Genomic DNA, 17,352 nt, shown 5'->3' with positions numbered 1-17,352 from the left:
CGTCAGCGAACCGGGACGGGCGGGTCGGCCGAGAGCGGGAACGGTCCCGGCCGCACCCGTCCGCTAGCGCGTCACCGTGAAGTTCCGCAGGATCGCCGACGTCAGTTCCGGATCACCCTCCGCCTTCACACGGTCCGCCACCGCCTCCAGGCTCACCCGGCCGCAGGCCAGGCGGACGTAGGTCTCCCAGTCGAGGCTGAGGGCGGCGGCCGGGCCGAGCGCGGGCGCGGTCTCCAGGGTGCCGCGGCCCTGGATGTCGACGCGGATGGTGCGCAGGAACTCGATGGGCCCGTGCACGTCGAAGACGATCGCCGAACTGCGGGGCGCGTCCGCCTTGACGGCCACTATGTCGGGGAGCGCGGCGAGCAGGACGTCACGGGCGATGTGCGCGCCGGGGGAGTCGAGGTTGCCGGGCCGGCCGAGGGCGGTGCGCAGGTCCTGCTCGTGCACCCAGACGTCGAAGGCGTGCTGGCGCATGGCGTCCGCGAGGGTCAGTTCGGTGCCGAGCGGGCCGCGCACCTTGGTGCCGGGGTCGCGGGACTCGTTCCGCAGCTGACGGTTGCGGCGGATGATGACGTACTCCAGCTCGGAGGTCATCTCCGGTGCCGTGTGGTGGCGGCGGACGTCGACCTGCATCTCCATGTACCGCTGGTGGTCGTTGGTGACGTGGAACAGGTCGCGGGGGAGGGTGTGGATGGGGCGCGGGTCGCCCAGCATCTCGCAGTCCAGACCGATGACATGGGACACCACGTCCCGCACCGACCAGCCCGGACACGGCGTACGGCGGTTCCACTCCCCCTCCACGAGGGGGGTCACCAGCTCGGATATCGCTTCGATGGAGTGGGTCCAGGCGTCGGCGTAGGGCTGGAGGGTGGGATGCAGACTCACGGAACGGGACCCCTCGGCGGTCGGAGCACGGGCTGGTGATGGCGGCGTTGCCAGTGGAGGTGGTGGCTGTCGGCGGGTGTCTTGGAACGCTAAGTTACGCTGCTGTGAGGCACCCCGGCAGTGCTTTCGTGTGACGATCGTAGGCCCGTAAGGGACGGCCCGAATGCCAGGACGGTGGTAGTGTGCGCGCCTCTTTGATCCAGATCGCCGTGGATGAGGGCGAATCGGTCGAATCGCGTCGGCGTCGGATGGCGTCGCTGGTGCGGGAACAGGCCGGAGCCGACCTCGTCGTGCTGCCGGAGCTGTGGACCACCGGGGCCTTCGCCTTCGAGGAGTTCGCGGGCCAGGCGGAACCGCTGGAGGGGCCGACCCACGAGGTCATGGCGAAGGCCGCGAGCGAGGCGGGCGTGTGGCTGCACGCGGGCTCGATCCCCGAGCGGACCTCTGACGGCACCCTCTACAACACCTCCCTCCTGTTCTCCCCCTCCGGCGAACGCGTCGCCACCTACCGCAAGATCCACCGCTTCGGCTTCGACAAGGGCGAGGCCGTGCTGATGGGCCGGGGCGAGGACCTGGTGACGGTCCGTCTGCCCGAGACGACCCTCGGCGTCGCCACCTGTTACGACCTCCGCTTCCCCGAACTCTTCCGCGGTCTCGTCGACGCGGGCGCCGAGACCCTGGTGATCCCGGCGGGCTGGCCGGAGCGCCGCCGGGACCACTGGACGCTGCTCGCCCGGGCGCGGGCCGTCGAGAACCAGGTGTTCGTGCTCGCCTGTGGAACGGCCGGGACGCACGCGCGAGTTCCGCAGGCCGGTCACTCGATCGTGGTGGATCCGTGGGGCCAGGTCCTCGCCGAGGCGGGCGCGGGCGAGGAGGTCCTCACCGTGGAGTTCGACCCCGGGAAGGTGGCCGTGACGAGGGAACAGTTCCCGGCCCTGAAGGACCGGGTGCTCTGATCCCCGTCCCCGATCGCCGGGTCAGTCGTCCTCCCGGTCCTTCTCGGCGAGGTGGATCACGCACACCGCCACCGCGATGAGCAGCGCCGGGTCCGCGTCGTCCCGGACGATGTCGACGCCGTAGGTCTCGCGGACGTGCAGCCACCGGCGCGAGATCACCGCGAGCAGTTCGCCGTCGTACTCGACGGCGAACTCCCGGTCGAGGATCTTGCCGCTGACGTCGAGTTCGGTGCTGCCGTCGGCCAGGGCCACCCGGTAGTGGTTGCGCAGCAGCGACAGGCGCTTCCTCCTGATCCTGGCCAGCGGCTCACCGTCCCGCTCGATCACCATCGTGTCGCGCAGCGCGAACATCTTCTGGTGGATGTCGATCAGGACCCGTCCTTGGGTGTCCTTCAGCTCGAAGGTGTCCCGGACCCGCATGGCCTTGCCGTCGACGAGGAAGACCTTGTTGCCCCGGTCGTCCTCGATCCAGTAGTCGTCACCGATGCCGAGGAGCCGGTCGCGTACGAGGAATCTCATGCCGTTACCGCTTCCCCGGCGCCGGTCCCGAAACGCCGCCGATAGGCCGACGGGCTGAGTCCCGTCTCGCGCCGCACGCGCGCGCGGAGGTTCGCGGCCGTCCCCAGACCGCTCCGCGCGGCCACCACGTCCAGCCGCTCCTCCCCGCGCTCGATGAGCCGGCACGCCAGTGCCACCCGCTCCCCCGTCAGCCAGGCCAGCGGAGTCGTGCCGAGCTGCGCCTGGAAACGGCGGTGCAGGGTCGCGGGGGAGACCGCCGCGCGGGCGGCGAGGCCGGCGACGGTCAACGGCTCCCCCAGCCGCTCCCGCGCCCACGCCAGCAGCGGGCCCAGCGACTCGTCCCGTACGTCGGGCACGGGCCGCTCCACGAACTGCCGCTGTCCGCCGTCGCGGTGGGCGGCGAAGACGAGCCTGCGGGACACCGCGTTCGCGACCTCGGCGCCGTGGTCGCGCCGCACGACGTACAGCCCGAGATCCAGCGCGGCCGCGCTGCCCGCCGCCGTCAGGACGTCACCCTCGTCCACGAACAGCACGTCCGGCTCCAGCCGCACCCGCGGATGCAGCTCGCGGAAGGCGTCGGCCCACATCCAGTGCGTGGTGGCCCGCCGTCCGTCCAGGAGCCCGGCCTCGGCGAGCGCGAAGCTGCCGGTGCACAGGCTGATCACCCGGGCGCCACGCGCGTGCGTGCGGCGGATCGCCTCCCGTACGGCCCTCCCGCGCGGGACGACGTTGTCCGGCCGCCCGGGCACGACGAGGGTGTCGGCGTCGTCCACGGCGTCCAGACCGGGCACCCCGGACAGCGTGAAGAAGCCGTGGTTCATGCGCACCCCGGGGGTCGGCGTGCACAGGGTCACCTCGTACAGCGGCCCCGCCGGCCCCAGCTCGGGCCGCGGCAGCCCGAACAGCTCGGTGGCGACGCCCACTTCGAAGGGGTTGGTGCCCTCGTCGACGATCACCGCGACCCGGTGCGGACGGGAGCTCGACTGAGAGGATCCTTGCGGCATATGCGATTCCTAGCACTCGTCCGCCGTCCCGGCCACCCCGCACGATGACGCCATGGCAACCGAACCCGTCTCCCTGCCCGCCGCCCTCGCCTCCTTCACCGAGCAGTGGAGCCCCCGCATCGTCGCCGCCGTCAACGACTACGACGTCCGCGTCACGCACGTCGAGGGCGAGCACCTGTGGCACGTCCACGACGACACCGACGAGTTCTTCCTGGTCCTCGACGGCGAACTGCACATCTCGCTGCGCGAACCGGCCGGCGAGCGCACGGTCGTCCTGCCCAGGTCGTCCGTCTTCACCGTCCCGCGAGGCGTCGAGCACAAGCCCTACGCCCCCGTCCCCACCGACATCCTCCTGCTCGAACCGACCGGCACCTCCACGGTCGGGGACCGCCACGAGGAGGTCCCCGACCACGTGGACGTGACCACGGGGCACACGCTGGGCCGACTGTCGGTGCCTGGTGGCACTCTTGGTCCATGAGCGCTTCCGCACCCCGCCGCGTCCGCGTCCGGGCCCCCGAGCTGATCGGCAAGGGCGGCTGGCTGAACACGGGCGGGAAGCGGTACACCCTCGCCGACCTGCGGGGCCGCATCGTCGTCCTCGACTTCTGGACCTTTTGCTGTGTGAACTGCCTGCACGTCCTCGACGAGCTCAGGGAGCTGGAGGAGAAGCACTCCGACACCGTCGTGGTGGTCGGTGTGCACTCGCCGAAGTTCGCGCACGAGGCGGAGCACGCGGCGGTGGCGGACGCCGTGGAGCGGTACGGCGTCGGGCATCCCGTCCTCGACGATCCGGAGCTCGCGACCTGGAAGCAGTACGCGGTCCGCGCCTGGCCGACGCTCGTGGTGATCGACCCGGAGGGGTACGTGGTCGCGCAGCACGCCGGTGAGGGGCATGTGCACGCGATCGAGCGGCTGGTGACGGAGCTGGAGGCCGAGCACGGCGCGAAGGGCACCCTGCGGCGCGGCGACGGGCCGTATGTGCCGCCCGAGCCCGAGCCGACCACCCTGCGCTTCCCGGGCAAGGCGCTGGTGCTGCCGTCCGGGCACCTCCTGGTCAGCGACACCACCCGGCACCGACTGGTGGAGTTCGCCGCGGACGGGGAGCGCGTCGTACGGCGGTTCGGCTCCGGCGCGCGCGGCTTCGCCGACGGTACGGCGGAGTCGGCCGCGTTCGGCGAGCCGCAGGGGCTGGCCCTGCTCGACGAGGGCGCCGTGGTCGTCGCCGACACCGTCAACCACGCCCTGCGCCGCCTCGACCTCGGGACGGGCGAGGTCACCACCCTGGCCGGCACCGGACGCCAGTGGTGGCGGGGCTCCCCCACCGCCGGCCCCGCGCGCGAGACCGATCTGTCCTCCCCGTGGGACGTGGCGGTGTGGCGCGGCCTGGTGTGGATCGCGATGGCGGGCGTCCACCAGCTGTGGGCGTACGACCCGGGCGACGAGACCGTCGCGGCCGTGGCCGGCACCGCCAACGAGGGCCTGGTCGACGGGCCCGGCGAGGAGGCCTGGTTCGCCCAGCCCTCCGGTCTCGCGGTGGCGGCGGACGGCGAGCGCCTGTGGCTCGCCGACTCCGAGACCTCCGCCCTGCGCTGGGTCGACCTGGACGGAGCCGTCCACACCGCCGTCGGCACCGGCCTCTTCGACTTCGGGCACCGCGACGGCGCCGCCGGACAGGCCCTGCTCCAGCACCCCTTGGGTGTCACCGCGCTGCCCGACGGCTCGGTCGCGGTCAGCGACACCTACAACCACGCTCTGCGCCGCTACGACCCGGCGACCGGCGAGGTCACCACCCTCGCCACGGACCTGCGGGAGCCGAGCGGCGCGGTCCTGGCCGGCGACGAGATCGTGGTCGTCGAGTCGGCCCGGCACCGGCTGACCCGGCTCCGGCTGCCCGAGGAGGCCGCACGCGTCGAGCCGACGGCCCACCGCACGCAGCGCGCGGTCACCGAAGTGGCGCCCGGCAGGCTCCGGTTGGACGTGGTCTTCCAGGCTCCGCCGGGCCAGGAACCGGACACCAGGTACGGCCCCTCGACGCGTCTGCTGGTCTCCGCCACCCCGCCCGGGCTGCTGACATGCGGCGAGGGTGCGGGAACAGACCTGTCCCGCACCCTCGAACTGAACCCCGCGATCGAGCAGGGCGTCCTGCACATCTCGGCCATGGCCGCGTCCTGCGACACACCGTCCGACGACGGCTCCGCCGCGTTCCCGGCCTGTCACGTCCACCAGCAGGACTGGGGAGTTCCGGTCCGCCTGACCCGGACCGGAACGGACCGGCTGCCGCTGGTCCTCGCCGCGGCGGACGAGGACGCGTAGGCCCTACCGCCGGCGCGGGACCAGCTTGAACAGCGCCACCCCCGCCGCCACCAAGGTCGTGGCGGTCACCAGCATCGCCATGCTGTTCAGCCACAGCCCGGTCGCGGCCAGCGTGGCGCCTCCGGCCCCGGTCGTGCCGGCACCGATCACTCTTCCGTACATGCGCTTTTCTCCTATGCGGGGTACATATCCGAGGGTTACGTCGCCACCCACTTCTCCTCGCTGCGGCGCAACAGGCCCCACAGCGAGGAGAAGTAGACGGCGTGCTGGAAAAGGTCGTAGAGCATCTCCGGCACCATGAGTGCCGCCACCAGCACGGCACGGGGTCCCGCGCGGCGCACGGAGACCGTCTTCTCGACCACGAAGACGAGTCCGATCGCGGTCCAGAAGGGCGAGAAGCCGGGCCAGCCGTACAGCGTGGTGTAGGTGACCATGTAGGTCAGGTAGACCAGGAAGGACAGCGCGCCGAAGCCCATGAGGAACTGCTGCAGGAAGTAACGGGCGGTCACGCGCGTCCAGCCGTAGTCGCGCAGGTTCTCCAGGGCGCCGCGCTGCCAGCGCAGCCGCTGGTGCCACAGTTTGCCCAGCGTGGGCATGACCTCGGTGGTGACCGCGCAGCCGGCCGGGGACATCGCCCGGTAGCCGAGGGTCTTGACCGCCTTGGTCATCTCGTCGTCCTCAGTGAGCGAGGCGAGACTGTAGTAGGCGTGGCCGCCGCCGATCAGTCCGTCGCGGCGGGCGGCGCGCACCTCGCGCAGGACGCGGGCGCGGAACATGGTGCCGGTGCCGGTGAGCACCTGGGCCTTGCCGCCGGTGCGCTCCAGTTCCCAGGCGTAGCGGTGGAACTCCATGCGCTGGAGCAGTCCGAGCAGCCCGCCGCCGTCCTCGCCGTAGAAGACCCCGCCGACGGCGCCGACCTTGCGGTTGAAGGTGCCGATCGCCGTCTCGCTGAACGAGGGGGCGAGCACCGTGTCGGCGTCCTGCACCAACAAGAGGTCGCGGTCCTCCAGATGGGGCAGCACCCAGGCGATGGCCTGGTTGAGGGCGCCGGCCTTCTTGTGCGTGTTGCCCTCGGTGGTGAAGACCCGGGCGCCGTACGCGACGGCGATCTCGGCGGTGGCGTCGGTGCAGTTGTCGGCGACCACGACGATCAGGTCGGGGCGCCGGGACTGCCGCCACAGGCCCTGGATCGCGTCGGCGATGCGGTCCTGTTCGTTGTGGGCCGGTATCAGCGCCACCAGGCGCGTCGGAAGGTCGAGTTCGTCGGGAGCGGCGTGCGCGCGGCGGGCGGCGTGCCGGTGAGGGCGCGGTGATCTCGGACCGGGCGCCTCGATGGTCGTGGTGGGGTGGAGCACGGGGAGCCCCCGGGTGTGCTGGTGGTTCACGCCCGGCACTGCAGACCCCCCGGGCTCTCAAGGATCCCGAGTTTTCACTATTTCCACACAAGCGGACAAGACAACCGTGATTACGGATTGCTCACGGTTGTCTGTGTCGCCCTGTGCGTCCGTCGTCCGGCCCGATGTCCCTTACACGCCGTATCCGTCGGAGTATCCGTCCCGGCGCCGCTCCTCGACGACCGTCGACGTGGTGGGCGGTACCACCACGCGCCGCCGCCGGGCGATGCTGCTGAACGTCGTCACGCCGATCAGTCCCACGATCATCAGGATCACACCGACCAGGTCGAGGTTGACCCCCTGCATGTGCCAGTCGGTGGCGAACGTGAGGATTGCTCCCACGGCGATGAGGATGATGCACCCGCCGAGGCCCATGAGTGTCGCCTCCCTGTCCGGTCCGGTCGTTCCGGCCCGGACATCCGGGTACCCCCACTTTTCGCGAACTACCCCTCCAGGAACGCCACCAGAGCGTTCGCCAGCAGATGCGGGTCGTCCGCGCCGCACAACTCCCGCACGCTGTGCATCGACAGGATCGCCACACCGATGTCGACGGTCTTGATCCCGTGCCGGGCCGCGGTGATCGGGCCGATGGTCGTGCCGCAGGGCATGGAGTTGTTGGACACGAAGGACTGGAACGGCACGCCGGCCCGCTCACAGGCGGCGGCCCACACCGCACGGCCCGAACCGTCCGTGGCGTACCGGTTGTTGACGTTGACCTTCAGGATCGGGCCGCCGTTGACGCGCGGGTGGTGCGTCGGGTCGTGCCGCTCCGCGTAGTTGGGGTGCACGGCGTGCCCGGTGTCGGAGGACAGGCACACCGTCCCCGCGAAGGCCCGCGCCCGGTCCTCGTACGACCCGCCGCGCGCGAACACCGACCGCTCCAGCACTCCGCCGAGCAGCGGCCCGTCCGCGCCGGTGTCCGACTGCGAACCGTTCTCCTCGTGGTCGAAGGCGGCGAGGACGGGGATGGACGACGGCTGCGGGCCGCTCGACACCGCGGTCAGGGCGGCCGTCCCCGCGTGCACGGACAGCAGGTTGTCCATCCGCGGCCCGGCCACCAGCTCCTTGTCCCGGCCCAGGTAGGCGGGCGCCTCCACGGAGTGCGTCATCAGGTCCCAGCCGGTCACCTCGCCCGCGCCGAGCTCCATTTCCTCCTCCAGGAAGGCGATCAGGTCGCCGTCGCACACATCGTGACCGAGGCCCCAGACGGGCTGGAGGTGCCGCTGCTTGTCGAGCTTGAGACCCTCCGACGACACCGCGCGGTCCAGGTGGATCGCCAGCTGCGGCACTCTCAGCAGCGGCCGGTCCACGTTCACCAGCCGCGTCGAACCGTCCCGCAGGGTCAGCCGGCCGGCCAGCCCCAGGTCACGGTCGAGCCAGGAGTTCATCAGCGGGCCGCCGTAGATCTCCACGGCGACCTGGCGCCAGCCGTGCGCCCCGCTGTCCGGCAGCGGCTTGACCCGCAGGTTCGGGGAGTCGGTGTGCGCGCCGACGATGCGGTACGGCGTGTGGGGCGCCGCGCCTTCCGGGACGTACCAGGCGATGATCGCGCCGCCGCGCAGCACGTACTTGCCGCCGCTCGACCCGTCCCAGGCGTCCGTCTCCGAGACCTGGCGGAAGCCTGCCTTCTCCAGCCGCTCGGCGGCGTTCGCCACCGCGTGGTACGGCGTGGGGCTCGCCGCCAGGAAGGTCATGAGGTCGTCGGTGTGGCCGCGGTCGAAGCGGTGGGGTGCGCTCATGGGGTTCACCTTAACGACGTACGAGAGCCCGCTCCGGCGATGGGAGCGGGCTCTCGTGACGAGCGTGTGCAGCTGTACAGATGTGTCCTAGAACGCGGCCTCGTCCAGCTCCATCAGGTCCAGCTCGACGCCCTCGGCGACCTTGCGGGCCAGGGTCACGCCGGGCAGGACGTCGGCCGCGAAGAACTTCGCCGCCGCGATCTTGCCGGTGTAGAACGCCCGGTCCTTCGCGGACGCCGTCTCCAGCTTCTCGGCCGCGATCGCCGCGCCCTTGAGGAGCAGGTAGCCGACGACCACGTCACCGGAGGCCATCAGCAGGCGGGTGGTGTTCAGGCCCACCTTGTAGATGTTCTTGACGTCCTGCTCGGTGGCCGCGAGGTCGGTCAGCATCAGACCGACGATCGCCTCCAGCTCGACGGCCGCCTTGGCCAGGTGCTCACGGGCACCCGCCAGGTCCTCGCCGCCGGTGCCGAGCGCCAGGAACTTCTTGATGTCCTCGGCGAGGGAGTTGAGGGCTGCGCCCTGGTTGCGGACGATCTTCCGGAAGAAGAAGTCCTGGCCCTGGATCGCCGTGGTGCCCTCGTACAGGGTGTCGATCTTGGCGTCGCGGATGTACTGCTCGATCGGGTACTCCTGCAGGAAGCCGGAGCCGCCGAAGGTCTGCAGCGACTGGGCGAGCTGCTCGTAGCCCTTCTCGGAGCCGTAGCCCTTGACGATCGGCAGGAGCAGGTCGTTCAGCGCCTCCAGCGCCTTGAAGTCCTCGCCCGCCGCCTCCTTGACCTGGATCTCGTCCTGGATGGAGGCCGTGTACAGCACCAGGGCGCGCATGCCCTCCGCGTACGCCTTCTGCGTGATCAGCGAGCGGCGCACGTCGGGGTGGTGGGTGATGGTGACCTTGGGCGCGGTCTTGTCCATGAAGTTGGCGAGGTCCGGACCCTGGACGCGCTCCTTGGCGTACTCCAGCGCGTTCAGGTAGCCCGTCGACAGCGTGGAGATCGCCTTCGTGCCGACCATCATCCGCGCGAACTCGATGATGCGGAACATCTGGCGGATGCCGTCGTGCTTGTCGCCGATCAGCCAGCCCTTGGCGGGGTGGCGGTCGCCGAAGGTCATCTCGCAGGTGTTGGAGGCCTTGAGGCCCATCTTGTGCTCGACGTTCGTCGCGTACACGCCGTTGCGCTCGCCCAGCTCGCCGGTCTCGAAGTCGAAGAGGTACTTCGGGACCAGGAAGAGGGACAGGCCCTTGGTGCCGGGGCCGGCGCCCTCGGGGCGCGCGAGGACGTAGTGGAGGATGTTCTCCTCCATGTCGTGCTCGCCCGAGGTGATGAAGCGCTTCACGCCCTCGATGTGCCAGGAGCCGTCCTCCTGCTGGACCGCCTTGGTGCGGCCGGCGCCGACGTCGGAGCCCGCGTCGGGCTCGGTGAGGACCATCGTGGAGCCCCACTGCTTCTCCACGGCGACCTTGGCGATGTGCTTCTGGACCTCGTTGCCCTCCTCGAAGAGGATGCCGGCGAACGCGGGGCCCGAGGAGTACATCCAGACAGCCGGGTTGGCGCCCAGGATCAGCTCGGCGAAGGCCCAGATCAGGGAGCGGGGCGAGGTGGTGCCGCCGATCTCCTCGGGCAGGCCCAGCCGCCAGTACTCGGAGTCCATGAAGGCCTTGTAGCTCTTCTTGAAGGACGCCGGGACCGGCGCGGTGTTCGTCTCGGGGTCGAAGACCGGCGGGTTGCGGTCGGCGTCCGCGAAGGACTCCGCCAGCTCGTTCTCCGAGAGGCGGGTCAGCTCCTCCAGGATGCTCTTCGCGGTCTCGACGTCCATCTCCGCGAAGGGCCCGGTGCCGTACAGCTTGTCGCGCCCGAGTACTTCGAAGAGGTTGAACTCGATGTCGCGCAGATTCGACTTGTAGTGCCCCATGGCGACGGCTCCGTTAAGAGTTCGGCGAGGCACTTGGTTCCTCGCGCTAGTTCACGTACCAACAAGTAGCTACGATGATGCTACCCGTCGGTAATAAGTCGCAACCCCGATCCGGCCATCTGTGACGGTTCACACCGCGATGGTCAGTGAGGCCCTGTATCCCTCCTCGACGCTCCCCATGACCGCCGCGAGCTGCTGGTCGTGCCCGTCCCGGAAGACGCTGTCCGACTCCAGGGAGAGCCGGCCGAGATTGTCCACGCTCCGCTCGTAACCCTCGGTGGCGTACACGGCGTCGCAGACGTTCTTCGGCAGGGCGAGCTGTGAGGTGCTGGTGATCGCGGTGGCCGTCGTGGCGTCCGCCAGGCTGCCGTAGACCTCGAAGTGGACGTGCGGCCAGCGGCCCGGGTAGCAGCCGGGGAAGACGCTGGTGAACGTCACCCGCCCCCGCGCGTCGGTCTCCTGGACGCCCCGCAGGTAGTTCTCGTCGGTGACGCCCTCCGTGTACAGGGAGTAGCCGCCCTCGCGGTCGCACTGCCAGACGTAGACGGCGGCGCCCTTGCGCGGGGTCCCGCAGCCGGAGTCGGCGTCCACGACCGTGAGCGTCAGGGTCAGGGAGACACCCTCGGCGGTCCCGCCCGCGGAATCGCCGAAACTGCGCGTGATGTCACCGCGGACGACCCCGCTCTCCTTCAGGACGTTCACCCCGTTCGAGCCGTCCCCGGGATAGGGACCCGCCGTCTCCTCCGGAACGGCGGCACAGTCCGCCGCGGAAGCGGAGGAGCCGTCCTCGGAGGTGCAGCCCGCCAGAGGCACGAGCGCCACTCCCGCCCCCGCCAGCAGCCGGATCATCCGCCGCCGGGCGAGTACGGGCAGGTCGTGCGAGAGCCCTCGGTCGTGCTCGTGGACCTCGTCGTCATCGTGTCTGCGCATGCCCCGACGCTACGAGCGCAGGGCGCCCGGAACCCAGGGCCGGCCGCTGTCGGGTCGCTGTCGGTTTCCCGGATACCGGTAGCCGCCCGCCGGGGCCGCCCCCCTCGGTACGCTTACGCCCATGTACGGCTACGACCAGAGCGCTGGTGCCCAGCAGCAGTACGGCGTCCCGCCGCAGCAGCCCATGGGCGGCGGTGTGGGCGGGTACGGCCAGCAGCCGCCGCTGTACCCCGAGCCGTCCCCGCCCTCCCTCGCGGACGCGGTGCGTGCCTTCACCACCGGACAGATGTCGGCGGAGGACTTCCAGCAGGTCTTCGCCACGTCCAAGGTCTACTGCCCGCGCGGCGACAACCCCGGCTTCCTCGCCCTGCACAACACCCAGCAGCCGGTGATCCCCATGTTCACCACGCTCAAGGAACTGCGGCGGTATGCGGGCAAGGAGTCCAAGTACTTCGTCATCACCGGCGCCGAGGTCCTCGACCTGCTGCCGACGGGCTACGGCTTCGTCCTCGACATGGAGGGCGAGCACCGGATCGTCTTCGACGCGAAGGCCGTGGAGCAGATGGTCGAGTTCGCGATGCGACGCATGTACGGATAGCCGCCGCTCAGCGAGTTCGAAATTCTCGTTCGATTGTCACAGCCATGCCATAGAGTTCCCTCCGGCAGCCGCGCCCCGCACGCCCCGCCCCACGGCGGACAGCGTCCGGACGCCGCGCGGCGCTTTCAGCTCTCCCGGCACCACCGGGATTCTCTGTGGGGGTTCATCACTGTGCGCATGCGCAGCACCTCGGCCGCGACGGCGCTCGCGGTCATGTTCAGCTCGGTGGCGCTCGGCGTCGCCGCCGCCGGCACCGCGTCGGCCGCCTCCGCCGTGGTCACCAGCCCCGGCGGCCTCGTCGTCGACGACGCCCTCCGGCGGGTCTTCGTCAGCGACCAGGCCGACGGCCAGATCCTGGCCGCCGACTACAACGGCACCCTCGTCGCCCAGGCCTCCGGCCTCGACAACGCCGCCGACCTCGCCGTCTCCGACGACGGCGCCACCCTCTACGCGGCCCTGCCCACCAGCCACGAGATCGTCGCCCTGAACGCGGCCGACCTCCAGGTCAAGGCCCGCTACCCGGTCGCCACCAACACCGGCCCACGCCACGTGGCCTTCGCCGGCGGCAAGGTCTGGTTCAGCTACGGCGACCAGTGGGACGGCGACCTGGGCTCGGTCGACCCGGCCGTGGACCCGACGACCGGCGCCGACCCGGTGGCGCTGACCCAGCTCCCGACCGAGGGAACGGGCAGCGGACTGTGGGGGCAGGCCCTGCTGGACACCGACCCGCTGCGGCCCGGCCTGCTGGCCGTCGGCGAGACCGGGGACTCCACCGGCACCGAGGGCGTCCTCGACGTGTCCGGCGGCACGCCCAAGGTGATCGCCTGGAACGACAACTCGTACGAGCTGAACGACGGCCTCGGCGACATCGACCTCGTCGCGGGCAACGACCAGCTGCTCGTCAACGGCACCGACCGGCACGCCTGGGCGAACGGCAACCTCACCAAGGCCGGCGCCTACCCGGGCGGACAGCTCGCGGACGTCGGACGCAGCGGCCTCATCGCCCAGGTCACCGGCACCAAGGTCGCGATCTACCGCCCGGACGCCACACGGCCGGTCCGCACCTACAGCACCGGCACCCAGCCCGCGGCCGACGTGACCTGGGCCGGCGACTCCTCCCGGGTCTTCGCCCTCGTCGTGGGCAGCGCCGGCTGGACGGTCAAGGCGCTCACCGACCCCAACCTCAACGTCCCCACCCTCACGGTCAACGCCCCCGCCACCGCCACCCGCGCCAAGACGCTCACCGTCACCGGCAAGCTCTCGGCCACGGTGCCGCTGCCCGCCGGCGCCCGGGTCTCGGTCACCCGCACCGACCTGGAAAGCCCGAGCGGCAAGGCGCTGCCCGCCGTCACCGTGAAGGCCGACGGCACCTACTCCTTCACCAACACCCCGCCGGCCGGCGGCAAGGTGACCTACACGGTGAAGTACGCGGGCGACGCCACGCACACCACGGTCACCGCCTCCGACAGCGTCGAGGTCTCCCGCGCCTCCACCTCCCTGAGCCTGAACAACAACGGCAAGCTGTACAACTACGGCACCGACGTCAAGTTCACCGCGCACCTCGGCACGACCTACAAGAACCGCTCGGTCTCGATCTACGCCGACCCCTTCGGCGGCGACAAGCCCAAGAAGCTGATCAAGACCGGCAACGTCAACGCCGACGGCAACATCTCCGCCGTGGTGGACATGACCCGTGACACCAAGGTCACCGCGGTCTTCTCGGGCGACGCCCGGTACAAGCCGAAGACGGTGGCGTCCACGGCGTACGCCCGGGTCAGGATCTCCACGGCCGTCTCCAAGCACTACAAGACGGCGAAGATCGGCTCGACCTCGTACTACTGGTTCCACAAGAACACCGACCCGCTGCTCACCACGACGATGACCTACTACCCGGGCCGTCAGCAGCGCTTCGACCTCCAGGTCTACTACCAGGGCACCTGGTACTCGGCGGACTCGGAGTACTTCTCGCTCGGCTCGAACGGAAAGTCGGCCGTCACGCTCCCGGCGGCCGGTGAGTCCGGCATCCGGGCGCGGATGCGGTCGGTGTACGTCAACGGCTCCTCCGGCGACACCGTGAACTCGACGACGTACGGGGCATGGAAGTACCTGTACTTCAGCAACTGACGCGGTACGGCCTGTACGGAGCGGCCCGGAGGGAATGCCCTCCGGGCTTTCTCCGTTAGGGGTGGCAGAAAGTTCAACGCTCAACTAAACTCGCACCACGAGGAGGTACCGACATGCCTGCAGTGACTGTCGACAACCCGCTGACCCTGCCGCGCGTGACCGCGACGGCGGACGCGGTGGCCCGTCCCGTCCTCGGCGTGACGACCGCGCCGAGTGGCTTCGAGGGCGAGGGATTCCCGGTGCGCAGGGCGTTCGCGGGGATCCATTACCGGCACCTTGATCCGTTCATCATGATGGATCAGATGGGGGAGGTGGACTACGGGGCGAACGAACCGAAGGGGACCCCGTGGCATCCGCACCGTGGCTTCGAGACGGTCACGTACATCATTGACGGCACCTTCATCCACCAGGACAGCAACGGTGGGGGCGGCACCATCACCAACGGGGACACGCAGTGGATGACGGCGGGCTCCGGCCTGCTGCACATCGAGACGCCGCCCGAGTCGCTCGTGAAGTCCGGCGGTCTCTTCCACGGTCTGCAGCTCTGGGTGAACCTGCCCGCCAAGGACAAGATGAAGGACCCGCGCTACCAGGACATCCGCGGCGGTCAGGTGCAGCTGCTGACCTCGCCGGACGGCGGTTCGCTGCTCCGCGTCATCGCCGGCGAGCTGGACGGTCACCAGGGTCCCGGTATCACCCACACCCCGATCACGATGATCCACGCCACGTTGGCGCCGGGCGCGGAGATCACCCTGCCCTGGAGTGAGGACTACAACGCCCTCGCGTACATCCTGGCGGGCCGCGGCAGCGTCGGCGCCGAGCGCCGCCCGATCCACCTGGGCCAGACCGCGGTCTTCGGCTCGGGTTCGTCCTTGACCGTGCGCGCGGACGACAAGCAGGACTCCAACGCGCCGGACCTGGAGGTAGTGCTCCTGGGCGGCCGCCCGATCCGCGAGCCGATGGCCCACTACGGCCCGTTCGTCATGAACACCCGCGAGGAACTCCAGCAGGCGTTCGACGACTTCCAGAAGGGCCGGCTGGGGACGATCCCCGCCGTGCACGGCATGTCGGAGGGCGGCCTGTAGAGGCGCGAAGGTCCGTCAGGTAGGGCAGGGCCCGAAGTCGCAAGTCTCCAAGGCGCTTCGGGCCCTGTTTCTGTTCGTCTGCCCTGGTGCTACGGCAGTACGTCGAGGTCGATCCCGCCGGCCCAAGTGACGCGGACGCGTGACCCGGTGGGCACGCTTTGTCCGGCCCAGCGGTAGGCCTTGCGCACTTCCACTCGGTCCAGGAAGAGTCGGAAGAAGCCGCGCTTGTCGTCTCGGGTGGCCTGATTCCACCATGAGCCGGTGCTGATGGGATCTGATCCGTCTTGTGGCAGCCAGGCGCCACGGGGGAGTTCGACCTCGTCGGCTCCCAGTCCTGCGATGCGGGCATCGAGTGTCCTCATGCGTTCCGCGAGCGCATGGTCTTCCGGACTCTCCGCATGCTGCTGTCGTCGCGCGAGACGAAGGTTCGCTCGCTCGGCGAGGAGCCAGTCACGCTCCTCCGCGATCTGTGGGGGCTCCTGGCGCTCTTGGTCACTCGCATATCGCGCCGAAGCGATCGCGAGGACGGTGTGGGCCGCCTCATCGGTTCCTGGTGTCGCGATCACGGCGAGAACCTGGCGGGCGAGATACTCTTCGATCCCCTTCGCCCCGATGGTCACGTCTCCCGTGTGCTGGCCCGGCTGCGCAGTCCGGCGGCGGCATCTGTAGTGCTTCCTGGAGCCGGTTCCGCCGTGCGTCATGTACGCCCCGCACTCGCAGTAGAGGAGTTCCATCGCGGAGAGGACACCTGAGGGTCGGCTCTGCCGGTCCCCTCCGCCGGGGTGACGGACCCCGACCCAGTCCTGCACGCGATACCAACGCTCGGGACTGACGATCGGCTCGTATGCCGGGAGGGGGACGCCGTGGGTGTCCCGGACGATCCGGTACTCGGCGACCTTGTTGCTCGGTGTGCCGTCGCGCCGGGTGCCGTACACGCTCTCACAGGCGAATCCGGCGATACGCGGGTCCGTCAGAATGCGTCTGACGGTGGATCCGTCCCAGGATGCGTCCGCGCGTCGCTGTGCGGTCCTCCTGCCACGCGTCAGGAGCCCTTCGGCTTCCAGTTGCCGGGCCAGCTTCCAGCACGTACCCGATGTGTCCCCCGCGGCGATCCAGCCCTCGACCATTTCCACGATACGGCGGACGATCGGCGCCTCGTGCTCCGCGTCGGGTGTCAGGATCTTGACGTTGACCGGCCTTCCATCGGTGGACCTGCGGATCTCGTGGGCGAGCGTGAAGCCGAACGGGGCCTTACCCGTGTAACCGCCCAAACTCGCTTCCAGTGCCTTGACGGCTCTGATCGCCTGGCTCTTGTTCAGGCTCTCTTCGTGGCCGGCCTGAAGCTTGAACAGGAGTTCCTCGAGGGCGGACTGGTCGTCGGCGTGAAACTCGCGATGCTCGCCGACGCTGACGATCCGGACCCGGTTCATGAGAAGTGGACGGAGTTCGCTGATTGTCTGCGCCGCGGTCCTCCGGCTGAGGCGGGACATGTAATGAACCACGATCACGTTGACGCGACCGGCTCGGGCATCGCGAAGCAGTCGCTCGTAAGCAGGGCGTGCCACGTCCTTGAAGGCACTCACGCCCAGGTCCTCGTACACCTCGATGTGGTCCGGCGGAAGGTCCCATCCCTCCGCGGCCTTGACGCACTCCTCGCGTTGGGTGGTGGTGCTGGCTTCACTGCCGGTGACCTGACGTTCCGACTGGCGTACGTAAATCCCGGCGTGAATCGCCATGCCGGTCACCATCGGTGGCCTCATGGCAGGCACGCGGTGTGAGGGAGCAGGCAGGACGGCATTAAAGTCGCTGGTATCCATGAGATCGGTCCGTTCGATCCTGTGGTGAGACCCCGGCGGGTGCTGGTAACACCCGACCGGGGTTGTTTGTT

At 69.9% G+C, this 17,352-nt stretch carries 16 protein-coding genes; 6 read left to right on the top strand and 10 right to left on the bottom strand.

Translation table 11 applies throughout. The annotated features are described in order from the left end of the window. Window positions 1–63: 63 nt before the first annotated feature. Window positions 64–888, bottom strand: a complete 825-nt coding sequence (locus AQI94_RS22830; RefSeq protein WP_031037991.1) for a maleylpyruvate isomerase family mycothiol-dependent enzyme — start codon at window positions 886–888, stop codon at window positions 64–66. Window positions 889–1,070: 182 nt separating this feature from the next. Here AQI94_RS22830 and AQI94_RS22825 point away from each other — a divergent pair, with 182 nt between their 5' ends. Further along, window positions 1,071–1,844 carry a carbon-nitrogen family hydrolase gene (locus AQI94_RS22825; RefSeq protein WP_031037989.1) on the top strand — a complete coding sequence of 258 codons (774 nt, stop codon included), beginning with the start codon at window positions 1,071–1,073 and terminating at the stop codon, window positions 1,842–1,844. 21 nt (window positions 1,845–1,865) lie between these two features. Here AQI94_RS22825 and AQI94_RS22820 read toward each other — a convergent pair whose 3' ends face one another. After that, window positions 1,866–2,363 carry an LURP-one-related/scramblase family protein gene (locus tag AQI94_RS22820; protein ID WP_031037987.1) on the bottom strand — a complete coding sequence of 166 codons (498 nt, stop codon included), beginning with the start codon at window positions 2,361–2,363 and terminating at the stop codon, window positions 1,866–1,868. Next, on the bottom strand, window positions 2,360–3,367 hold the full coding sequence (locus AQI94_RS22815; protein ID WP_031037985.1) for a GlxA family transcriptional regulator: 1,008 nt from the start codon (window positions 3,365–3,367) through the stop codon (window positions 2,360–2,362). Before AQI94_RS22815 ends, AQI94_RS22820 begins: the two co-directional genes overlap by 4 nt. 52 nt (window positions 3,368–3,419) lie before the next feature. Between AQI94_RS22815 and AQI94_RS22810 the strand changes: the two genes are divergently transcribed. After that, the gene (locus AQI94_RS22810) at window positions 3,420–3,845 is read left to right on the top strand and encodes a cupin domain-containing protein (RefSeq protein WP_031037983.1); all 426 of its coding nucleotides are present in this window, start codon (window positions 3,420–3,422) and stop codon (window positions 3,843–3,845) included. Beyond that, window positions 3,842–5,680 carry an NHL domain-containing thioredoxin family protein gene (locus AQI94_RS22805; protein ID WP_031037981.1) on the top strand — a complete coding sequence of 613 codons (1,839 nt, stop codon included), beginning with the start codon at window positions 3,842–3,844 and terminating at the stop codon, window positions 5,678–5,680. Before AQI94_RS22810 ends, AQI94_RS22805 begins: the two co-directional genes overlap by 4 nt. Window positions 5,681–5,683: 3 nt before the next feature. Here AQI94_RS22805 and AQI94_RS45075 read toward each other — a convergent pair whose 3' ends face one another. The 6 genes from AQI94_RS45075 to AQI94_RS22780 all read right to left on the bottom strand — a co-directional run bounded on the left by AQI94_RS45075 (window position 5,684) and on the right by AQI94_RS22780 (window position 11,657). Beyond that, complete coding sequence (locus tag AQI94_RS45075; RefSeq protein WP_020119422.1) at window positions 5,684–5,842, bottom strand: hypothetical protein; 159 nt, start codon at window positions 5,840–5,842, stop codon at window positions 5,684–5,686. 35 nt (window positions 5,843–5,877) lie between these two features. Continuing rightward, window positions 5,878–6,918: a glycosyltransferase gene (locus tag AQI94_RS22800; RefSeq protein WP_031037979.1), complete on the bottom strand. Its 1,041-nt coding sequence runs from the start codon at window positions 6,916–6,918 to the stop codon at window positions 5,878–5,880. A gap of 288 nt (window positions 6,919–7,206) precedes the next feature. Further along, window positions 7,207–7,449 carry a DUF6458 family protein gene (locus AQI94_RS22795; RefSeq protein ID WP_031037977.1) on the bottom strand — a complete coding sequence of 81 codons (243 nt, stop codon included), beginning with the start codon at window positions 7,447–7,449 and terminating at the stop codon, window positions 7,207–7,209. 68 nt (window positions 7,450–7,517) lie between these two features. Continuing rightward, on the bottom strand, window positions 7,518–8,813 hold the full coding sequence (locus tag AQI94_RS22790; RefSeq protein WP_031037976.1) for a M18 family aminopeptidase: 1,296 nt from the start codon (window positions 8,811–8,813) through the stop codon (window positions 7,518–7,520). 87 nt (window positions 8,814–8,900) lie between these two features. After that, window positions 8,901–10,727 carry an acyl-CoA dehydrogenase gene (locus AQI94_RS22785; RefSeq protein ID WP_031037974.1) on the bottom strand — a complete coding sequence of 609 codons (1,827 nt, stop codon included), beginning with the start codon at window positions 10,725–10,727 and terminating at the stop codon, window positions 8,901–8,903. Between the two features lie 129 nt (window positions 10,728–10,856). Next, complete coding sequence (locus tag AQI94_RS22780; protein WP_031037971.1) at window positions 10,857–11,657, bottom strand: dioxygenase family protein; 801 nt, start codon at window positions 11,655–11,657, stop codon at window positions 10,857–10,859. Between the two features lie 121 nt (window positions 11,658–11,778). On the opposite strand from AQI94_RS22780, the gene AQI94_RS22775 reads away from it, so the two are divergent. The 3 genes from AQI94_RS22775 (at window position 11,779) to AQI94_RS22765 (ending at window position 15,464) form a co-directional block, all read left to right on the top strand. Further along, complete coding sequence (locus AQI94_RS22775; RefSeq protein ID WP_031037970.1) at window positions 11,779–12,255, top strand: SseB family protein; 477 nt, start codon at window positions 11,779–11,781, stop codon at window positions 12,253–12,255. 177 nt (window positions 12,256–12,432) lie between these two features. Continuing rightward, window positions 12,433–14,379: a hypothetical protein gene (locus tag AQI94_RS22770; RefSeq protein WP_031037968.1), complete on the top strand. Its 1,947-nt coding sequence runs from the start codon at window positions 12,433–12,435 to the stop codon at window positions 14,377–14,379. Window positions 14,380–14,492: 113 nt separating this feature from the next. Further along, window positions 14,493–15,464 carry a pirin family protein gene (locus AQI94_RS22765; protein ID WP_031037965.1) on the top strand — a complete coding sequence of 324 codons (972 nt, stop codon included), beginning with the start codon at window positions 14,493–14,495 and terminating at the stop codon, window positions 15,462–15,464. Window positions 15,465–15,553: 89 nt separating this feature from the next. Here the strand turns inward: AQI94_RS22765 and AQI94_RS22760 are convergent, their stop codons facing one another. After that, the gene (locus tag AQI94_RS22760) at window positions 15,554–17,200 is read right to left on the bottom strand and encodes a recombinase family protein (RefSeq protein WP_159050643.1); all 1,647 of its coding nucleotides are present in this window, start codon (window positions 17,198–17,200) and stop codon (window positions 15,554–15,556) included. Window positions 17,201–17,352 lie beyond the last annotated feature (152 nt).

Origin of the sequence: Streptomyces pseudovenezuelae (assembly GCF_001513955.1) — a bacterium.
In the GTDB taxonomy this organism is placed as follows: domain Bacteria; phylum Actinomycetota; class Actinomycetes; order Streptomycetales; family Streptomycetaceae; genus Streptomyces; species Streptomyces pseudovenezuelae.
Note: the sequence above shows the minus strand (reverse complement) of the source record. Positions and strands in the feature narration are given on the sequence as shown.